General features: G+C 69.7%; 18 protein-coding genes. 8 read left to right on the top strand and 10 right to left on the bottom strand.

From position 1 onward, the window contains the following. The first annotated feature begins 59 nt into the window (after window positions 1-59). A complete protein-coding gene (locus ABFX55_RS10325) occupies window positions 60-509 on the top strand; it encodes a MarR family winged helix-turn-helix transcriptional regulator (protein ID WP_346119900.1) in 450 nt (149 codons plus the stop codon). 246 nt (window positions 510-755) lie between these two features. On the opposite strand, the gene ABFX55_RS10330 is transcribed toward ABFX55_RS10325, so the two are convergent. Next, window positions 756-1,241, bottom strand: coding sequence for an RICIN domain-containing protein (locus tag ABFX55_RS10330; RefSeq protein ID WP_346119901.1), 486 nt, complete (start codon window positions 1,239-1,241; stop codon window positions 756-758). Between the two features lie 156 nt (window positions 1,242-1,397). Between ABFX55_RS10330 and ABFX55_RS10335 the strand changes: the two genes are divergently transcribed. Further along, entirely contained in the window at window positions 1,398-1,901 is a 504-nt protein-coding gene (locus ABFX55_RS10335) for a hypothetical protein (protein WP_346119903.1), read from the top strand. A 189-nt stretch (window positions 1,902-2,090) separates the two neighbouring features. Continuing rightward, a complete protein-coding gene (locus ABFX55_RS10340) occupies window positions 2,091-2,462 on the top strand; it encodes a hypothetical protein (protein ID WP_346119905.1) in 372 nt (123 codons plus the stop codon). 671 nt (window positions 2,463-3,133) lie between these two features. On the opposite strand, the gene ABFX55_RS10345 is transcribed toward ABFX55_RS10340, so the two are convergent. Together ABFX55_RS10345 and ABFX55_RS10350 are read right to left on the bottom strand one after the other, a co-directional pair. Continuing rightward, a complete protein-coding gene (locus tag ABFX55_RS10345; protein ID WP_346119906.1) occupies window positions 3,134-3,601 on the bottom strand; it encodes a Clp protease N-terminal domain-containing protein in 468 nt (155 codons plus the stop codon). A gap of 6 nt (window positions 3,602-3,607) precedes the next feature. Next, on the bottom strand, window positions 3,608-3,811 hold the full coding sequence (locus tag ABFX55_RS10350) for a helix-turn-helix domain-containing protein (protein WP_346119908.1): 204 nt from the start codon (window positions 3,809-3,811) through the stop codon (window positions 3,608-3,610). Between the two features lie 51 nt (window positions 3,812-3,862). Between ABFX55_RS10350 and ABFX55_RS10355 the strand changes: the two genes are divergently transcribed. Together ABFX55_RS10355 and ABFX55_RS10360 are read left to right on the top strand one after the other, a co-directional pair. Beyond that, window positions 3,863-5,281 carry an FAD-dependent monooxygenase gene (locus ABFX55_RS10355; RefSeq protein WP_346119909.1) on the top strand — a complete coding sequence of 473 codons (1,419 nt, stop codon included), beginning with the start codon at window positions 3,863-3,865 and terminating at the stop codon, window positions 5,279-5,281. 65 nt (window positions 5,282-5,346) lie between these two features. Continuing rightward, window positions 5,347-5,565: a hypothetical protein gene (locus ABFX55_RS10360; protein ID WP_346119911.1), complete on the top strand. Its 219-nt coding sequence runs from the start codon at window positions 5,347-5,349 to the stop codon at window positions 5,563-5,565. Window positions 5,566-5,657: 92 nt separating this feature from the next. On the opposite strand, the gene ABFX55_RS10365 is transcribed toward ABFX55_RS10360, so the two are convergent. From ABFX55_RS10365 to ABFX55_RS10375, 3 genes are all read right to left on the bottom strand, one after another. Continuing rightward, window positions 5,658-6,749, bottom strand: coding sequence for a serine hydrolase domain-containing protein (locus tag ABFX55_RS10365; RefSeq protein WP_346119913.1), 1,092 nt, complete (start codon window positions 6,747-6,749; stop codon window positions 5,658-5,660). A 92-nt stretch (window positions 6,750-6,841) separates the two neighbouring features. Next, a complete protein-coding gene (locus ABFX55_RS10370) occupies window positions 6,842-7,324 on the bottom strand; it encodes a Clp protease N-terminal domain-containing protein (protein ID WP_346119915.1) in 483 nt (160 codons plus the stop codon). Beyond that, window positions 7,321-7,557 carry a hypothetical protein gene (locus ABFX55_RS10375; RefSeq protein WP_346119917.1) on the bottom strand — a complete coding sequence of 79 codons (237 nt, stop codon included), beginning with the start codon at window positions 7,555-7,557 and terminating at the stop codon, window positions 7,321-7,323. The genes ABFX55_RS10370 and ABFX55_RS10375 overlap by 4 nt, the downstream gene beginning before the upstream one ends. A gap of 199 nt (window positions 7,558-7,756) precedes the next feature. Between ABFX55_RS10375 and lnt the strand changes: the two genes are divergently transcribed. Beyond that, on the top strand, window positions 7,757-9,280 hold the full coding sequence (lnt, locus tag ABFX55_RS10380) for an apolipoprotein N-acyltransferase (RefSeq protein WP_346119919.1): 1,524 nt from the start codon (window positions 7,757-7,759) through the stop codon (window positions 9,278-9,280). Window positions 9,281-9,457: 177 nt separating this feature from the next. On the opposite strand, the gene ABFX55_RS10385 is transcribed toward lnt, so the two are convergent. The 4 genes from ABFX55_RS10385 to ABFX55_RS10400 form a co-directional block, all read right to left on the bottom strand. Next, window positions 9,458-10,219 (bottom strand): MFS transporter, encoded by a 762-nt coding sequence (locus tag ABFX55_RS10385; RefSeq protein ID WP_346119921.1) that lies wholly within the window; start codon window positions 10,217-10,219, stop codon window positions 9,458-9,460. A 290-nt stretch (window positions 10,220-10,509) separates the two neighbouring features. Continuing rightward, window positions 10,510-11,517: a sigma-70 family RNA polymerase sigma factor gene (locus tag ABFX55_RS10390; protein WP_346119923.1), complete on the bottom strand. Its 1,008-nt coding sequence runs from the start codon at window positions 11,515-11,517 to the stop codon at window positions 10,510-10,512. Between the two features lie 107 nt (window positions 11,518-11,624). After that, window positions 11,625-11,930 (bottom strand): hypothetical protein, encoded by a 306-nt coding sequence (locus ABFX55_RS10395; RefSeq protein ID WP_346119925.1) that lies wholly within the window; start codon window positions 11,928-11,930, stop codon window positions 11,625-11,627. 133 nt (window positions 11,931-12,063) lie between these two features. Further along, window positions 12,064-12,234 (bottom strand): hypothetical protein, encoded by a 171-nt coding sequence (locus ABFX55_RS10400; RefSeq protein WP_346119927.1) that lies wholly within the window; start codon window positions 12,232-12,234, stop codon window positions 12,064-12,066. Between the two features lie 231 nt (window positions 12,235-12,465). Between ABFX55_RS10400 and ABFX55_RS10405 the strand changes: the two genes are divergently transcribed. Both ABFX55_RS10405 and ABFX55_RS10410 read left to right on the top strand, forming a co-directional pair. Next, window positions 12,466-13,692 (top strand): MFS transporter, encoded by a 1,227-nt coding sequence (locus ABFX55_RS10405; RefSeq protein ID WP_346119929.1) that lies wholly within the window; start codon window positions 12,466-12,468, stop codon window positions 13,690-13,692. A gap of 220 nt (window positions 13,693-13,912) precedes the next feature. Next, on the top strand, window positions 13,913-14,488 hold the full coding sequence (locus ABFX55_RS10410; RefSeq protein WP_346120122.1) for an NUDIX domain-containing protein: 576 nt from the start codon (window positions 13,913-13,915) through the stop codon (window positions 14,486-14,488). The last annotated feature ends 145 nt before the right edge of the window (window positions 14,489-14,633 follow it).

Raw genomic sequence — 14,633 nt, forward strand, 5'->3', positions numbered from 1 at the left:
AATGACAACTCAGATGTCATCATGGTGGGGTGGGCGAGAGCGAGACAGAACGTGGCCCGGTGTCCGACGAGCTGACCGACCGGCTAGTCGAGGTGTTCGACCTGGTAGGGCCGCTGTACCGGCGCGCCCAGCGCAAGGTGGAACAGGACGCGCCCATCGAGGGGCTGTCGGTCGGGGTGCGGGCCGTGCTCAACATGCTCCGCGAGCACGGGCCCATGACCGTCCCCCAGATGGGCAGGGCCCAGGCGTTGAGTCGCCAGTTCGTCCAGCGCATGATCAACGACGCGGCCGCGCGACATCTGGTGGAGTTCGTCCCCAATCCGGCGCACAAGAGGTCCTCGCTCATCCGGCTGACCGAACCGGGCCGAGCCGCCATCACCGCCGTCATCGAGCGCGAGCGCGCGGTGCTGGGTCAGCTAGGCGGCGACCTGAACGACGCCGAGGTCGCCGTCTGCATCCGCGTGCTCTCACGTCTCCTTCGATTCCTCGACAACGTCGACGTGGATTGAGAACAGGCCGCGCACTCCGGTGACGGCCGAGTGATGGCCGTCCAGCGCATCGCCGCAGGCCCTGTCGAACGCCGAGGAGGCCTACGCCGGTCTGCTCGCGGGTCAGGCCCACCTGCCAGTCCTTGGGGCAGAAGACCGCTTCGGCGGCCTTCACGGGGAGCGGTACACGGATTCGGCGGCGTTGGACACGGCTTCCCGAACACCGCGACCGTCGTTGCCCCCGTCCTGGCGTACCCAGGCCGGGACTCAGACGTTCCTGCGGGTCCATTTCGCCGCCGACAGGGGGTTGACGGAACCGCTGGTCGTGAACACGCCTGTGCTGTTTCTCTTGTCGTACAACGTCCAGTGGACGCCTGAACTCGTGACACACACGATTCGGCCGTCTGAGTAGCTGTCCCAGTTCTGCTTCCACCAGGTGGCGTCGCAGGTGCCGGTCTCGACGCCATCTTGTATGTAGTTGATGAGACAGAGCCCTGTCGCACGATTCTTGTAGAGCTTCTGCCTGGTGGTCTGACCGTCGACGAAACGCCACTGCTGGTAGTGCCCGCCGTTGCAGCTCATGGTGTAGACCGAGCCGTTGAGGTTGCTGTCCAGGCAGAGGCCAGAGTCCTGGTTCTTAAGGGTGAAGTAGGTCACCGCGGAGGCGTCTGCCTGCGAAGGTGTCACCATCGCTGCTGTCAGCGCGGCTGCCGCGGCTGTCGCCAGAGCGGTGCGTCCCAGGGCCGGTCTCATTCTCATGTCTTCTCCGGTCTCGCTCGTGGCCGCCGAACTGGGATGGGCAGCCCTCATGGACACTAGGGACCGGGCGTTGGGCGCATGTTTGGTCTCTCGTTCGCCTCGACGGCAAGCCTGACGGGGTCACCGGTGGGCGTGAAGGACACTGCTGTCATGAACGCGCATGAGATGGCTGCGGCGCCGGAGCGGGTGGAGTACGCGGGCGCCGTGTACGGCTCGCTGCTGGCGGCCTCCGTGGTCGTCGGCTCCACCGCGGAGGGCGGACCGCCTTCGGCCGGTGAGCTCATCGTCCTGCTGATCTGCACGGGGGTGGTGTTCTGGCTCACCCACGTCTACGCCCAGGTCGTGAGCCACGGATATCCCGCCAAACCCCTGAGCTGGCGTAACGTGCGTACGGTCGCCCGGCACGAGTGGCCGTTGGCCCAGGCGTCGTTCCCGCCGGCCATAGCGGCCGCCTTCGCCTCCGGACTGGGCATGTCCGACGTGGTCTCGGCCTGGGTGGCGTTGTGTGTCGCGGTGGCCGGCCAGATGGCCTGGGCCGTCACCGCCGCGGTCAGGATCCACGCCTCCACGCGGGTCGTCATCGTCTCCGGCGTCGCCAACCTCGTCCTCGGCCTGGCCCTCGTCGCGCTCAAGACGGTGATCGCCGGCCACTGAGCTCCCGGCGATCGGTCAGGCACCTGGCGGGAGAAACGGCCGTCGGGTTCCTGCGGCAGCGCGTTGTGGACGAAGCCGTGGTCGTCGGAAGCGCGAACGGGTATCCCGGTTGTGGAGATCTGATGGAGGTTCGCCGCCTTTTCTATGATCATCGGGATCTTGGGTGCAGCGTGTCCCTATGCTCGCGGCGTGGACATCGTGCTCAGGCTCGTCCGGCGGGGGATACCGCCCCTGGCCGTCCTCGTCGCCGACATGCTGCTCATACTGCTGGCGGGCCGGATCGTGGCGGGCGCGTACCTGCGGGGCAAGTTGTGCGACGGGGCAAACGTGTGGTGCGCAGGCGGGGATCCGACCCTCGCCGAATGGGTCGCCGAGATGGACTTCCGAACAGTGGTGACCTTCTGGTCGTTCGGGGGCGTGGCCGTGATCATGCTGGCGAGCGCCGTGTGGGCGTGGCGCCGCCGCTTCAGAGTCTTGGCCGCGGTCCAGCTCCTCGCCCTGGTCGTTCCTCTCTTCGCCATCACTCTCCGAGCGCTGGATCCCTACCCCTCACTCCACTGAAGATCCGAACTCAGAACAGGCCCTGGAAGAGGACAAGTTGTAGGCGGGCTGGTTCTGCGCACGATACGAGTCCCGGATCACGTCGCTGTCCAGCCGGGCGGCATTCGTCCCGACGCGGCGACTCGAAGATTCGCTGTTGGTCCTGCCACCGCTCCCAGAGGAGGGCGAACGCCATCAGGAAACCGCCCACTCCTGCGAGGAAACCGATGATCCAGTGGGAGAACCATTCAGGAGTCCCACCTGCTGCCTTTCCTGTGCTGCGCCAGAACTGCGCCGCGGCCACACCCACGCTGACGCTGGCGAGCGTGTGCATGCTTCCAGTCATCACTCGCGGCCCCGCCTTCGCGAATCCGGACGCACCTCAGGCTCAGATCGAAGCACGGGAACACCACCACAGCAGGTAACGAAACCCCTGGTGAAGCCATGGGTGACCGGGTCGTGCGATCCTTCCCGCGGACCTTGATCCGAACTCGTCCCGGATCTTCTCGACCATCTCCGGAGACGTCGAGAACCGTGAGGTGCTCCTCCTCTTCCTGCGTGAGGTAGTAGCCGACGTCTTCGGCAACCCAGGGGTCCACGCCGGCCACGAGCGTGTGCGGCAGCATGGGATCGACGGCCTGCCTCCTCCATGAGGCCCACGACCCGCTGCCCTGGGCGCCATGAGTGCGTGTTCAGGCGGCCAGTCGCGTGCGGACTGCCGTCCGGTCGACGCCCAGCTCGTCGATGAGCTCGGCGACCGGATCGGGGCGGGACTGCGCGAGCAGGGCCAGTAGCAGCTGGCTGGGCCCCTCCGCGTCGCGGTCGCGCCTCCTGGTGGACTTGACGGCCTGGTTGATCGCCGCCCTCGCACTCGTCGTCAGCGCGGTGCCGGGCACCGGAGGGTGCTTGCGCGGCCTGCTCTGCGGCGCCTGCCCGACGTCGATGCCGATCGCCCGCAGCGCCGCGCCGTCGAGCGCGTCGAGCGCCGCCCTGGCGTCCGCCACGCCCACGCCGAGCGCCCTCGCCGGCGGCCCTGCCGGGTCCCGCAGCAGGCCCAGGAGGAGATGCTCGGTGCCCAGACGTCGGTCGCCGCGCTGCCTGGCCTCGTCCATCGCCGCTTTGATCGCCACCGCGAACGGGCTCTTCTCACTGCCGAACATGCGTCCTCACTTCCCGTACTTGGCGTGCACCGACTGGCGGGACATGCCGAGGGCGTCGCCGATCTGCTCCCACGTCCAGCCCTGCTCCCTGGCGAGCGCGACCGACACGGCCTCGACCTGCTCGGCCAGCCGATGCAGGGCGCCCACCGCCCGAAGGCCTACCGCAGGGTCGTTCGACTTGATGCGTTCCGAAAGGTCTTCCAGCTCCACATCGTCAGGCTAGCTTGACAGCGTGCATTCTGTCAAGCTAGCCTGACAGGCATGGACGATGTTGTGATCGTAGGAGCGGGCCCGGTGGGCCTGATGCTGGCGTGCGAGCTGGGTCTGGCCGGCGTGCGCCCGATCGTGCTGGAGAAGCGGCCTGAGCAGGGCGACCTGCCGAAGGCCAACGGGCTGGGCGGGCAGATCGTCCAGTTCATGGACTACCGCGGGCTGCTGGAGCGGCTGAGCGAGGGCAGCTCGTTCGCCGGTCGCCCGCCGGGGTTCCCCTTCGGTGCCGTGCCGCTGAGCTTTGCGGGGCTGGACGACCCGCCGCTGCGCGTCGTGCTGATCCAGCAGCCGCGGCTGGAGCGGCTGCTGGCCGAACGCGCCGTCGAGCTGGGCGCCGAGATCAGGCGGGGACGCGAGCTGCTGGGCCTGTCGCAGGACGAGGAGGGCGTCACGCTCGACCTGCCCGGCGAGCGGCTGCGGGCGAGGTACGTGGTCGGCTGCGACGGCGCCCGCAGCCTGGTGCGCGAACAGGCCGGGATCTCCTTCCCCGGCACCACCGACGACGAGGTGCTGCGGCTCGGCCACTTCACGACGCCCGACCTCAAGGGACCGTTCGAGCAGTACGAGCACCTGGGCCTGCGGCAGGGCTGGAACCGCACCCCGCGAGGGCGCCTGCTCGTCACCTCGTTGCAGCCGGGCGTGCACATCGTGGGCGTGCGCGAACGCGGTCAGGAGCCGGAGGGGCCCGTGACCCTGGCCGACTTCGAGGCGGCGGTGCACCGTGTACTGGGCTCCGGCCTCCCGCTCGGCGAGCCGATCTGGCTGTCCAGCACCGTCTCACAGGCCCGCCTCGCCTCCCGTTACCGCGAAGGCGGGGTGTTCCTGGCAGGGGACGCCGCGCACCTGTTCCCCGCGGGCGGCTCGGCGCTCAATGTCGGCCTGACCGACGCCGCCAACCTCGGCTGGAAGCTGGCAGCCGTCCTCGCCGGGCGCATGCCGTACGACCTGCTCGACACCTACGACGCCGAGCGCCGGCCCGCCGGCGCGCACACTCTCGCCCACACCCGCGCCCAGGCGGCGCTGGAAGGCCTGGCGGGGGAGAACGGCGACGCGCTGCGCGAGCTGCTCACCGAGCTGTTCGCCTACGAGGGCCCCGCGCGGCACCTCGCGCAGCTGCTCCAGGGCTCCGACATCCGGTACGGCGCAGCCGGCCATCCCCTGGTTGGCCGCTTCGCCCCCGACCTGCCCCTGACCACCCCGGCAGGGCCCACCAGGGTGGCCGAGCTGATGCGCGGCGGCAGGCCGGTCCTCCTGGACCTGGGCGGCGGGGGACCGAAGGGCGCCGGCTGGGTCGATGTGGTCCGCGCCCACACGGACGACCCACCCGCCGACGCGCTGCTGATCCGCCCCGACGGCTACATCGCCTGGGCTGGCACAGACGATCTTCCCGAGGTCTGGCTCACTTCGTGAGCGGACGGCCGCGCACCGACTTCTTCCTTGCGACGGCTGATCGGCTGGAACGTACGCTGGAGCCTGTGGAGACAGGTCGCTGTTACGCGTGCAAGCGGGAGTTCAGCTTCGATCCGGGAGAGGTCGTGACGTTCCTGGTCGATCCGGAGACCGGCCTGCCGCCGGGCTTCACCGCTCTCGGCTCCTTCCGTCCGGCCACGCCGGAGGCCGTGGGCCGGTCGGCCGACCTGCCCGTCTGCCCGGACTGCGTGGAGAGGGCGAAGCGATTCCAGCCCGGTTCCTGACCGGTGCCCACATGCCTTGGCCAGGCGGTCACCCGTGCCGTCGCCTGCGTGCTCGCCTGCTGGAGTCGGTGGCCACAGCGCCCTCGGACGGGTCATGAGGCCGGGCAGAAGCGCGTCTCGAAGAGCTTGCCGAAGGTCTCCACGAAGTCGTTCCAGTCGCCGTTCAGGTTGCTCACCAGCGCGTGGGTGCCCTGACGGTCGCCCATCGCGTACGTCGTCGAGCCCTGGATGAAGCCGCCGCCTCCCCAGACCGTGACCCCGCACGGTAGTTCCTGGGAGTAGACGCCGAGGCCGTACCTGGTGTTCGGGACCCAGTCCGCGCCTTCCGTCGAGACGGTGGTGAACATCTCCTTCTGCTGGGCGGGTGGGAGGAGGCGGCCACGGAGCAGGGCGCTCAGGAAGCGGTGCAGATCCGAGGTCGTCGAGATCATGCCGCCGGCGGCCCCGGCCCAGCTCGTGTCGATCTCGGTCACGTCGTGCACGTCCGTGTCGTTGCCGGTCTCGTCCTGCTTGGAGTAGTGGCGGGCGTGAGGGCTGCGGAGTGCCGTCTCGGTGCCCGGCAGGGAGGTCCCCGTCAGGTGCAACGGGCGGGAGATGCGGCGCTCGATCTCGTCCGCGAGGGTCGAGCCTGTCGCATGCTCGACGATCATTCCCGCGAGGATGTAGTTGACCTTGGAGTAGATGAAGCGTCTCCCTGGCTCTTCGGGGCGCGGGCTCTCCTGGCCGGGGATGGCGTCGGGCAGGCCGCTGGTGTGGTTGAGCAGCTGTCTGAGGTCGATCTTGGTGCCGTCCGCGCCCAGGTGCTCCTCCACCATGCCGGGCAGCCACGTGGCCACGGTGTCGTCCAGGGTCAGCGCGCCTTCGGCCGCCAGTTGCAGGACCACCGTGCCGACGAACGCCTTGGTGAAGCTTCCGATGCGGAAGTGCTCATCCGGTTGGCGCCTGCGTCCGGTGGTCATGTCGGCCACGCCTGCCGTACCGAACCAGGGTGCGGCGTGGGCGTGTCTGACCTCGGCGACTATGCCGGGGCCGCCGCCGTCGGCCACGGCCTGCTCGAGCGCGCGCTGGATCTTGGCGTGGCCTCTGTCGCGGTCGGCGGCGGAGGCGGCAGTGGTCATCATGGCGGTTCCCGCCACGGCCAGGGCGGCGGCGAGCAGGCCCGTATGCGCACGGAACAGGGACATCGTGTCTCCATGGGGATGGAAGAAAGGCGGGGTCGGGCATGGCTGTGCCGACAAGGGGGTGAGAGGCGCTGAAGGCTGCGGCGAGTGCCGGCTTACTCGGTGCCGTCGGCGATGGCGTTCTGGACCCGGGTCAGCAGGTCGGTACGGTCGACGCCGGCCAGGGCCAGGGCCCGTGGCACCGTGCCGACCTCGGCCTGCAGGATTCCGAGCAGTACGTGCGCCGGTCGCAGGTCCTTCTTGCGGGGGCCGGAGGCGAAGCCGCGCTCAAGGGCGAGCTTGGCCGACGCGCCCATGGTGGGCAGGCGGGTGACCGGAGTGCTCGACCGGGGGAGGGCGAAGGAGGCGCGCGACACCCCGACCGCGCTCAGGCTGTGGTCGAACTCCCGGTCGAGGGCGGCGAGGACAGCCTGGTGGTCGAGGCCGGCGGAGGCCAGGAGGCGCTGCGGCGTGGTGCCCTCCTGCGCCGCGACGGCCAGCAGGAGGTGCTGCGCCTCGACCGTGGGCGATCCGTGCCTCCGCGCCTCGACCGCTCCCTCCATGATGATCGTATGGAGATATGTGTCGAACATGTTCATGGTGAACGTCTCCTCAGCTTGACGCCTGCGGCGATGAGCCGCTTGGCGTGCTTCCTGTGGACCGCTTGGCGGGTCACGCCGAGCGCCTCGGCGACCTGCGGCCAGCTCCACTCCGCGCGCATCGCCTGCTCGACGGCGGCGTCCTCCAGCTGGTCGGCCAGTCGGCGCAGCGCCACCACGGCCGCCAGCGCGTCGGCGGGGTCCTGAGGGGCGGGGATGTCAGTCGCGGACATATAAGCAACACTAGTTGACTACCTGCGACCTAGTCAACATAGGTTGCTTGGGAGGGGCGTCTCCGGCGAACGTGCCGTTGCTGAGGCCGGCCAGGGCGTGAGCGCACGCGGCCGATGCGAGAGTCACGTCCTGGGCGCGGCTTCTGGTCTGCGCGGCGACAGGCGCGGTGACGTCCGCAGGGTGGGGTAGCGGGACGGTGTGTCGACCGCGTCCGTCACCGTCACGGCCGAGCGCGTCGGCGTGGCGCGCCGCTGGGGCCCGCGCCTGCTTGCCGCCCTGACCGGCGCGTGCCTGGCCCTGGCCTTTCCCACGGTGAATGTCTGGTGGTGGGCGTGGTTCGGCCTCGTGCCGTTCCTGCTCCTCGTGGCAGGCGCGGGGACGTTCCGTGAGGCGGGGTGGCGGAGCTGGTGGGCGTCGGCGGGTTTCTTCGGGACGCTGCACCACTGGGTGCTGCCGTTCCTTGGGGTCTTCTGGCCGCTGGCGGTGCTGGTCATCGGGCTGGTGTGGGTGCCGTTCGGGCTGGCCGCGTACGGGTTGCTGCGGCGCGTCTCACCGGCCAGAGCGGGGGTGGCGCTCCTGGTGCTGCCCTCGGTGTGGGTGGCCGTCGAGGCGTTGCGTTCGTGGCAGCACCTCGGCGGGGCGTGGGGGCTGCTCGGATCGAGCCAGTGGCAGGTGCGGCCGGTGCTGGGGCTGGCCGCGCTCGGCGGGGTGTGGCTGCTCAGCTTCACCCTGGTCGCTGTCAACGCCGGGCTCGCGATCGCCATGCTCAAGGACGCGAGCCCGCGCGCCCGGATGGCCGGCGGGGGAGCCGCCGTGGCGCTGGCCGCGCTCGCCGCCTGCTCCGGGCTGGTACGGCCCGAGCCCGTCGTGACGGGTGTCATGCGCGTGGCGGGCGTGCAGCCTGGCCCGGTGCCAGGCCCGGACCGGCGCGTGGCCGCGCACCTGCGGCTGACCGGCGAGCTCGCCGGCCGTGATCCCGACGTGGTGGTCTGGGGCCAGAGCAGCGTCGGCCTCGATCCCGCCCGCCGTCCTGACGTGGACCGCCTGCTGCGCAGGGCAGCCGCCGAGGTGGGCGCCGACCTGCTGGTGAACGTGGACGCCGCGGACTCCTCCGGCCGGATCGCCAAGTCGGCCTACCAGTACACGCCGAACGGGGTCGTGGACACCTACGTCAAGCAGCGCCTGGCCCCGTTCGGCGAGTACATCCCGCTGCGGCCGGTGCTCGGCTGGATCGCGGGGCATACCGAGGCGGCCGAGAAGGACCGGATCACCGGTGCGGGGCTGACCGTGTTCGAGGTGGCAGGCCGCCGGGTGGGGCCGCTGATCTCGTACGAGTCGACCTTTCCCGACCTGCGGCGCGGCCTGGCCCGCAGGGGTGTGGACGTGACGATCACGCAGGGGTCGCTCACGACGTTCCACGGGAGCTGGGCGCACGCGCAACAGGCGAGCTTCGAGGCGCTGCGGGCGGTCGAGTCGGGCCGGCCCGCGGTGCTGGTCGAGCTGGACGGCACCTCCGCTGCGTTCGACGCGCGCGGCCGGCGGCTGGCCTGGTTCCCGCCCGACTACCGTGGCGCGTTCGTGGTGGCCGTGCCGCTGTCCGCAGAGGAGACGCCGTACGTGCGGCTGGGCGACTGGGTGCCCGCCCTGGCGGGCGGGATCGCGCTCGGCGCCGGGGCCGCGGCAGCCGCCCTGCGGATCCACCGGCGACGCGCTCGACGGTAGGCGTCACTTCAGGCGTTCGGCGGTGGGGTGTCTCACCTCGCGGCTGCCGCGCGCGGAGGAGCCGGCGTTACGCGGGTTCGGCGGTTGGCGCTGGTGCCGGCTCCGGCGCCTCGTCGCTCACCGGCGGCTTCAGGAAGCTGGTGGCCCAGGCGACCGGGATGGCGATCACGGCGATGATCAGGCCAGGAGGAACGCGCTGATCAGCGCGCCGGAGATGCCCGTGACGCTTTCCAGGAACGGCACGATGTAGGTCAGCGCCGAGTACAGCGAGGCGAACACAAGGAAGTTCAGGAACAGTACGGCGAGCACCCGCGGGGCGAACGCGTGCGCGGCCTGGTCGCCCGCGCCGCCGGTGCTGGGCACCGAAGGGATCAGCGCCACTGTGGCGATCAGCGCGATCAAGCTGAGCGTGACGACCGCGGTGAACGAGCCGCGCCAGCCGAGCGCCTGGCCGACCAGCGTGCCCAGCGGCATGCCCAGCGCGGCCGACACCGCGAAACCGGAGAAGACCGCGGAGATCGCCCGTCCCATGCGCTCCGGCGGGACGATCGACATTCCCACCACGAACGCGACGGCGACGAACAGGCCATGGAGCGCCCCTGTGAGGGCACGCGCCGTGATGAACAGTCCGTAGTCGGCGGCGAGCACCGGGACCAGGTTGCCCAGGATGCACAGGACGACCGTGCCGATCAGGATGGTCCGCTTGTTCAGCCTGATCGTCAGCGCGGTCAGGATCGGACCGCCGACGGCCAGGCCCAGCGCGTAGGCGGTCACCAGCGCGCCGGCCGCGGGTATGGAGACCTCGAGGTCGGCGGCGATGAGGTTCAGCACGCCGACCACGAGCAGTTCGGCGGTGCCCAGCACGAACGTTCCGAAGAACAGCGTGGCCAGGGCGAGATTCGTCCTACTCTGGCTCAGCGCGGCTTGGCGGGGACCCATGTGTACCTTCCTTGTCGTGTGTGTGACCGAAGTCCGCGACCATCGGGTGGACGGCGGAGCTGTCGAGGACCGTCTACCTGTACTGAGACGGCAGGTCGCGCGAACTCATCCGAGACCTTCTCGAGCGACGCGGAAACCCCGGGCCCGGACTGGGCGTCGCGACCGGCATCCTCAAGGCCCGGTCGGTCCGCGCAGCATCCACCCACGGGCGGCTGGGTCCTGCGGCCCAGGGTTCCGGCGGACCCAAGGGCGACGCTGGACCCTGCGGTGCCTCTCTACCGTGCGGTCGATCAGGAGCCTGGCGGGTGGTCCGGCAGGCCGAACACGCCGAACAGGCCGGGGTCGTGGAACATGGTGATCCGCGTGATCCCTGCGGCGGTGAGGGTCAGCACCAGGATGGCGTGCGCGTGGTGCCGACCGTCCTCTTCTCGCAGGTAGACCCCGAAAGCGGGCTGCCCGTTGGCCGAGGTGGGGATCATGCGCATGGCGCCGGGGGTGCGCAGCCGGGTGGCGAGGAACCGTCCGACGTGCTCGCGGCCGGCGAACCAGGTCGGGATCGGCGGCATCTCGAAGATCGCGTCCTCGGTCAGCAACCGCACCAGCGCGGCGATGTCGGCGTCCTCGAAGGCGGTGGCGTACTGGTCGGCCAGCGCGCGCTGCTGAGGGTCGGTGAGCTCCACGATCTCCTCCTCGGCGGGGTTCGCCCGGGCGAGCTGAGCCCTGGCGCGCTGGAGCGAGCTGTTGACGGAGGCCGTCGTGGAGCCGAGCAGCTCGGCGACCTCGGACGCTCGCCATGCGAGGACATCACGCAGCAGCAGCACGGCGCGTTGTCTCGGTGGCAGATGCTGCAACGCTGCGATGAAGGCCAGCCGCATGGTGTGCCGAGATTCCACAGTGGCGGCCGGATCGGCCGGTGCGGAGCCGAACAACGTGTCGGGGATGGGCTGCAGCCACGGTGTCTCGGGCTGTCGCGGATCCAGCGGGCCTTCCGGGTCGTCACTGGGGGCGCCCAGTCCGGACGGCAGCGGGCGCCGGGCTCCGCGCTCCAGCGCCTTGAGGCATGCCCTGGTCGCGATCCTGTACAGCCAGGTGCGCAGCGACGACCGTCCCTCGAAGTCCCCGTAGCCGCGCCAGGCCAGCAGATAGGTCTCCTGGACCAGGTCCTCCGCCTCGTGGACCGAGCCGAGCATCCGGTAGCAGTGCGCCAGCAGCTCCCGCCGGAACGGTTCGGTGAGCCTGCCGAAATCCCCCTCGCCCGGGCTCGCTGCCGCCACCCGTGGCTGGCCGGCTGATGACACTGCTGCTCCTCTCATCACCTTGCGGATGCCCAGTCTTGTCGGTCGTCCCCACCATGGGCGGCCGCTCATGAGCGCGCCACGCGCCCATGAGCAGCCAGTCGCGGACCTCAGTCAGCGAGGATGCGGTACGAGCCGACCAGGGTGGCGTCGGACCGGTCCGGGGGAGCGGCCAGCCGCTCGCCGATCCCTTTCTGGAACTCCTCGAACGCGGCCGACTCCATCAGCGGGTTGGTCTCGCCCTCGACGATCCCGACGTGGACGAAGCTCACGCCGTCGGCCAGCCGGAAAGTGGCGTAACGCAGGCCGTCAGGGCGGTCCTCGTTCAGCTGGGCGAACACCTGCCGCACCAGGCGCTGGTTCTCCTCGGCCGCCTCGGCCGCCGTCTCGTAACGGACCACGAACATCCTGCCCATCGGCTTCTTCTCCCGTGTCCACCTGCTACGGCATCTGCCGCATACCTGTATGGATCCGGGAGGCGGCGAAAACTCATCGCCAACGCCGTACAGCCTCTGACCCGGGCGGGGAAGGCCCTGGCGGTGGCGCCGGTCAGGGGCGGCCGGTGCCGGCGCTGAAGGCTGTCAGCAGCGAACGCCCGAAGCCCCAGGCGCCGAGCCGGCTGGTGGAGTTGAGGTGACCGGCGGAGCCTTCGATGGGCAGCACGTCCGCCGACACGCTCTCGCCGACGGCCTGGTCGATCGCTCGGCACCAGTCGCCCACGTCCGGTTCGTCCCAGGAGGGCGGAACGCCTCGAGGCCGTGGTCGACGGCATCGCCAGGTTCGGGCCTGTCACCACGTCGCTGGTGCTCAGGGCGTACGAGACCAAGGCGGTCGAACAACCTCGCCCTTCCTCACCGTCCTCAGGATGACCCTGGCGTGTCGACGCCGCCCCCTCGGAAGACGCGAAAACGTGTTGCCGCGGATCCCTCCGAAACGTATGGTCTTGCGCTCGTGATCACAGTGGTGGAGAGGGTCCTGCCTGCCAGGCTGGGGACAGGATTCCGATGGTTGCTGGCGTCGAGCTGGCTGACGAATCTCGGTGACGGGGTCGCGGCCGCCGCAGGCCCGCTGCTGATCGCGACGTTGACCCGCGATCCATTGATGATCTCGCTGTCGGCCCTGGTGAGCTGGGCGCCGCCGCTGCTGTTCAGCCTGTATGCGGGCGTGCTGTCGGATCGGCACGACCGGCGCAGGATCGTGCTCGTCGCGAACGCGGCGCGAGCTCTGGTGCTGGCGGCGCTCGTCGTGCTCATGGTGACCGGCACGGTGACCGTGGTGACGGCGCTGGTGGCGCTCACACTCCGGTCCATCGCCGAGGTGTTCGCCGACAACGCGACGGCCACGCTGACGCCCATGATGGTCGGCAAGGACGATCTCGTCATCGCCAACGCCCGCCTGGGCACGGGGTTCATCACCCTCAATCAGCTTGCCGGGCCGCCGATCGGCGCGGCGCTGTTCGGCCTGGGCTACACCTGGCCGTTCGCGGGCCAACTGCTCCTGGTGGTGGCGGGGATCGTCCTGGTCTCCAGGATCACGTTGCCGCCGCACGGCCGCCAGGCCGACGATCCCAGGCCTGACACCGTTCGGGAACTCATCGCCGGGTTCAGCTGGACCATCCGGCACGCGGCGGTCCGCACGCTGGCGCTCACGATCCTGATCTTCAACTTCACGTTCGGCGCCGCCTGGTCGGTTCTCGTCCTCTACACCCAGGAGCAGCTCGGCCTCGGCGGCATCGGCTTCGGCCTGATGACCACCATCGGCGGGATCGGCGGACTGATCGGCACCGGCCTGTACGGGGCCATCACCCGCAAAGTGAGCCTCGGTGCCCTGATGCGGATCGGGCTCATCATCGAAACGTTGACCCACTTGGGTCTGGCCCTGACCCATTCGCCGTGGGTCGCCGGGGGCATCTTCCTGGTCTTCGGCGCGCACGCATTCATTTGGGGCACGACCTCGGTCACCGTCCGCCAGCGCGCGGTCCCGCGCGAGCTGCAGGGCCGGGTGGGCAGCGTCAACGCCATCTGCGTCTACGCCGGTCTGGTGGTCGGCGCGCTGATCGGCGGTGTTCTGGCCACCCGCTTCGGTGTCGCGGCGCCGTTCTGGTTCGCCTTCGCCGGCTCCGCGGTGTTCGTGGTGCTGCTGTGGCGGCAGCTGATGCACATCGCCCACGACGACTGAGCCGCCATTTTCCGGTTCGATATATCGGCGTCATCGGTCGTAGTCCCTCGTTCCGCTGCAGGTCTTCGCGGGGAGCCTCGAGCACATGGTTGGCGATGTCCGCCAACCAGGACGCTCAGTCACAGCCGAACAGCTGCATGATCACGCACAGGGGTCACGCAGCGCCATGCGACGCGGGCTCTGGCACCGCACAGGGATCGGCTAGCGTCTCTGTGTGCATATGGAGACATCTCGCCCGGCGTTGACCGACCACGAACTCGTGGCTACCAGCTCTTCCGTCGTCTATTCGAACCGCTGGATGAGCGTTCGCGAGGACGAGACCCTGCGGCGCGACGGTACCACGGGCGTCTTCGGCGTGGTGGAGAAGCCTGACTTCGCACTTGTCGTCCCCTACGCCGACGGCGGCTTCCATCTGGTCGAGCAGTATCGGTATGCGGTCAGGGGCCGGTACTGGGAGTTTCCCCAAGGCTCATGGGAGGACCAGCCCGACGCGGATCCGCTTGCTCTCGCGCGAGGTGAACTCGCAGAGGAGACAGGGTTGAGCGCTGGGGCGATGACACCGCTGGGTCATCTGTTCGAGGCGTACGGCTACTGCGACCAGGGCTTTCACATCCTTCTCGCGACGGAACTCACAGCTGGCGAAACCGATCTTGATGAAGAGGAGGCGGGCCTGATCAGCCGCTGGTTTTCAGAGGATGAGGTGTGGCGACTCATCGCCGAGGGTCGGTTCAAGGACGCGCCCTCTGTTGCCGCCTTGGCGCTCTTCCAGCGCCATCGTGCCGAACACGGGCTGTAGAGGATCGCTGAAGATCTTGTTCCGGTGGCCGCGTGGTTGGATCCGCCTGGTCGTCTGGGCGAGTCCGGGAGCCAGCAGCCAGATGTCGCCGGGTCCTGGTGAGCCCGAGGTCGATCAGGGTTGCAGGTTGAGGGCCGCGGCGCGG

Source organism: Nonomuraea roseola (genome assembly GCF_039535395.1).
Lineage (GTDB): Bacteria > Actinomycetota > Actinomycetes > Streptosporangiales > Streptosporangiaceae > Nonomuraea > Nonomuraea roseola.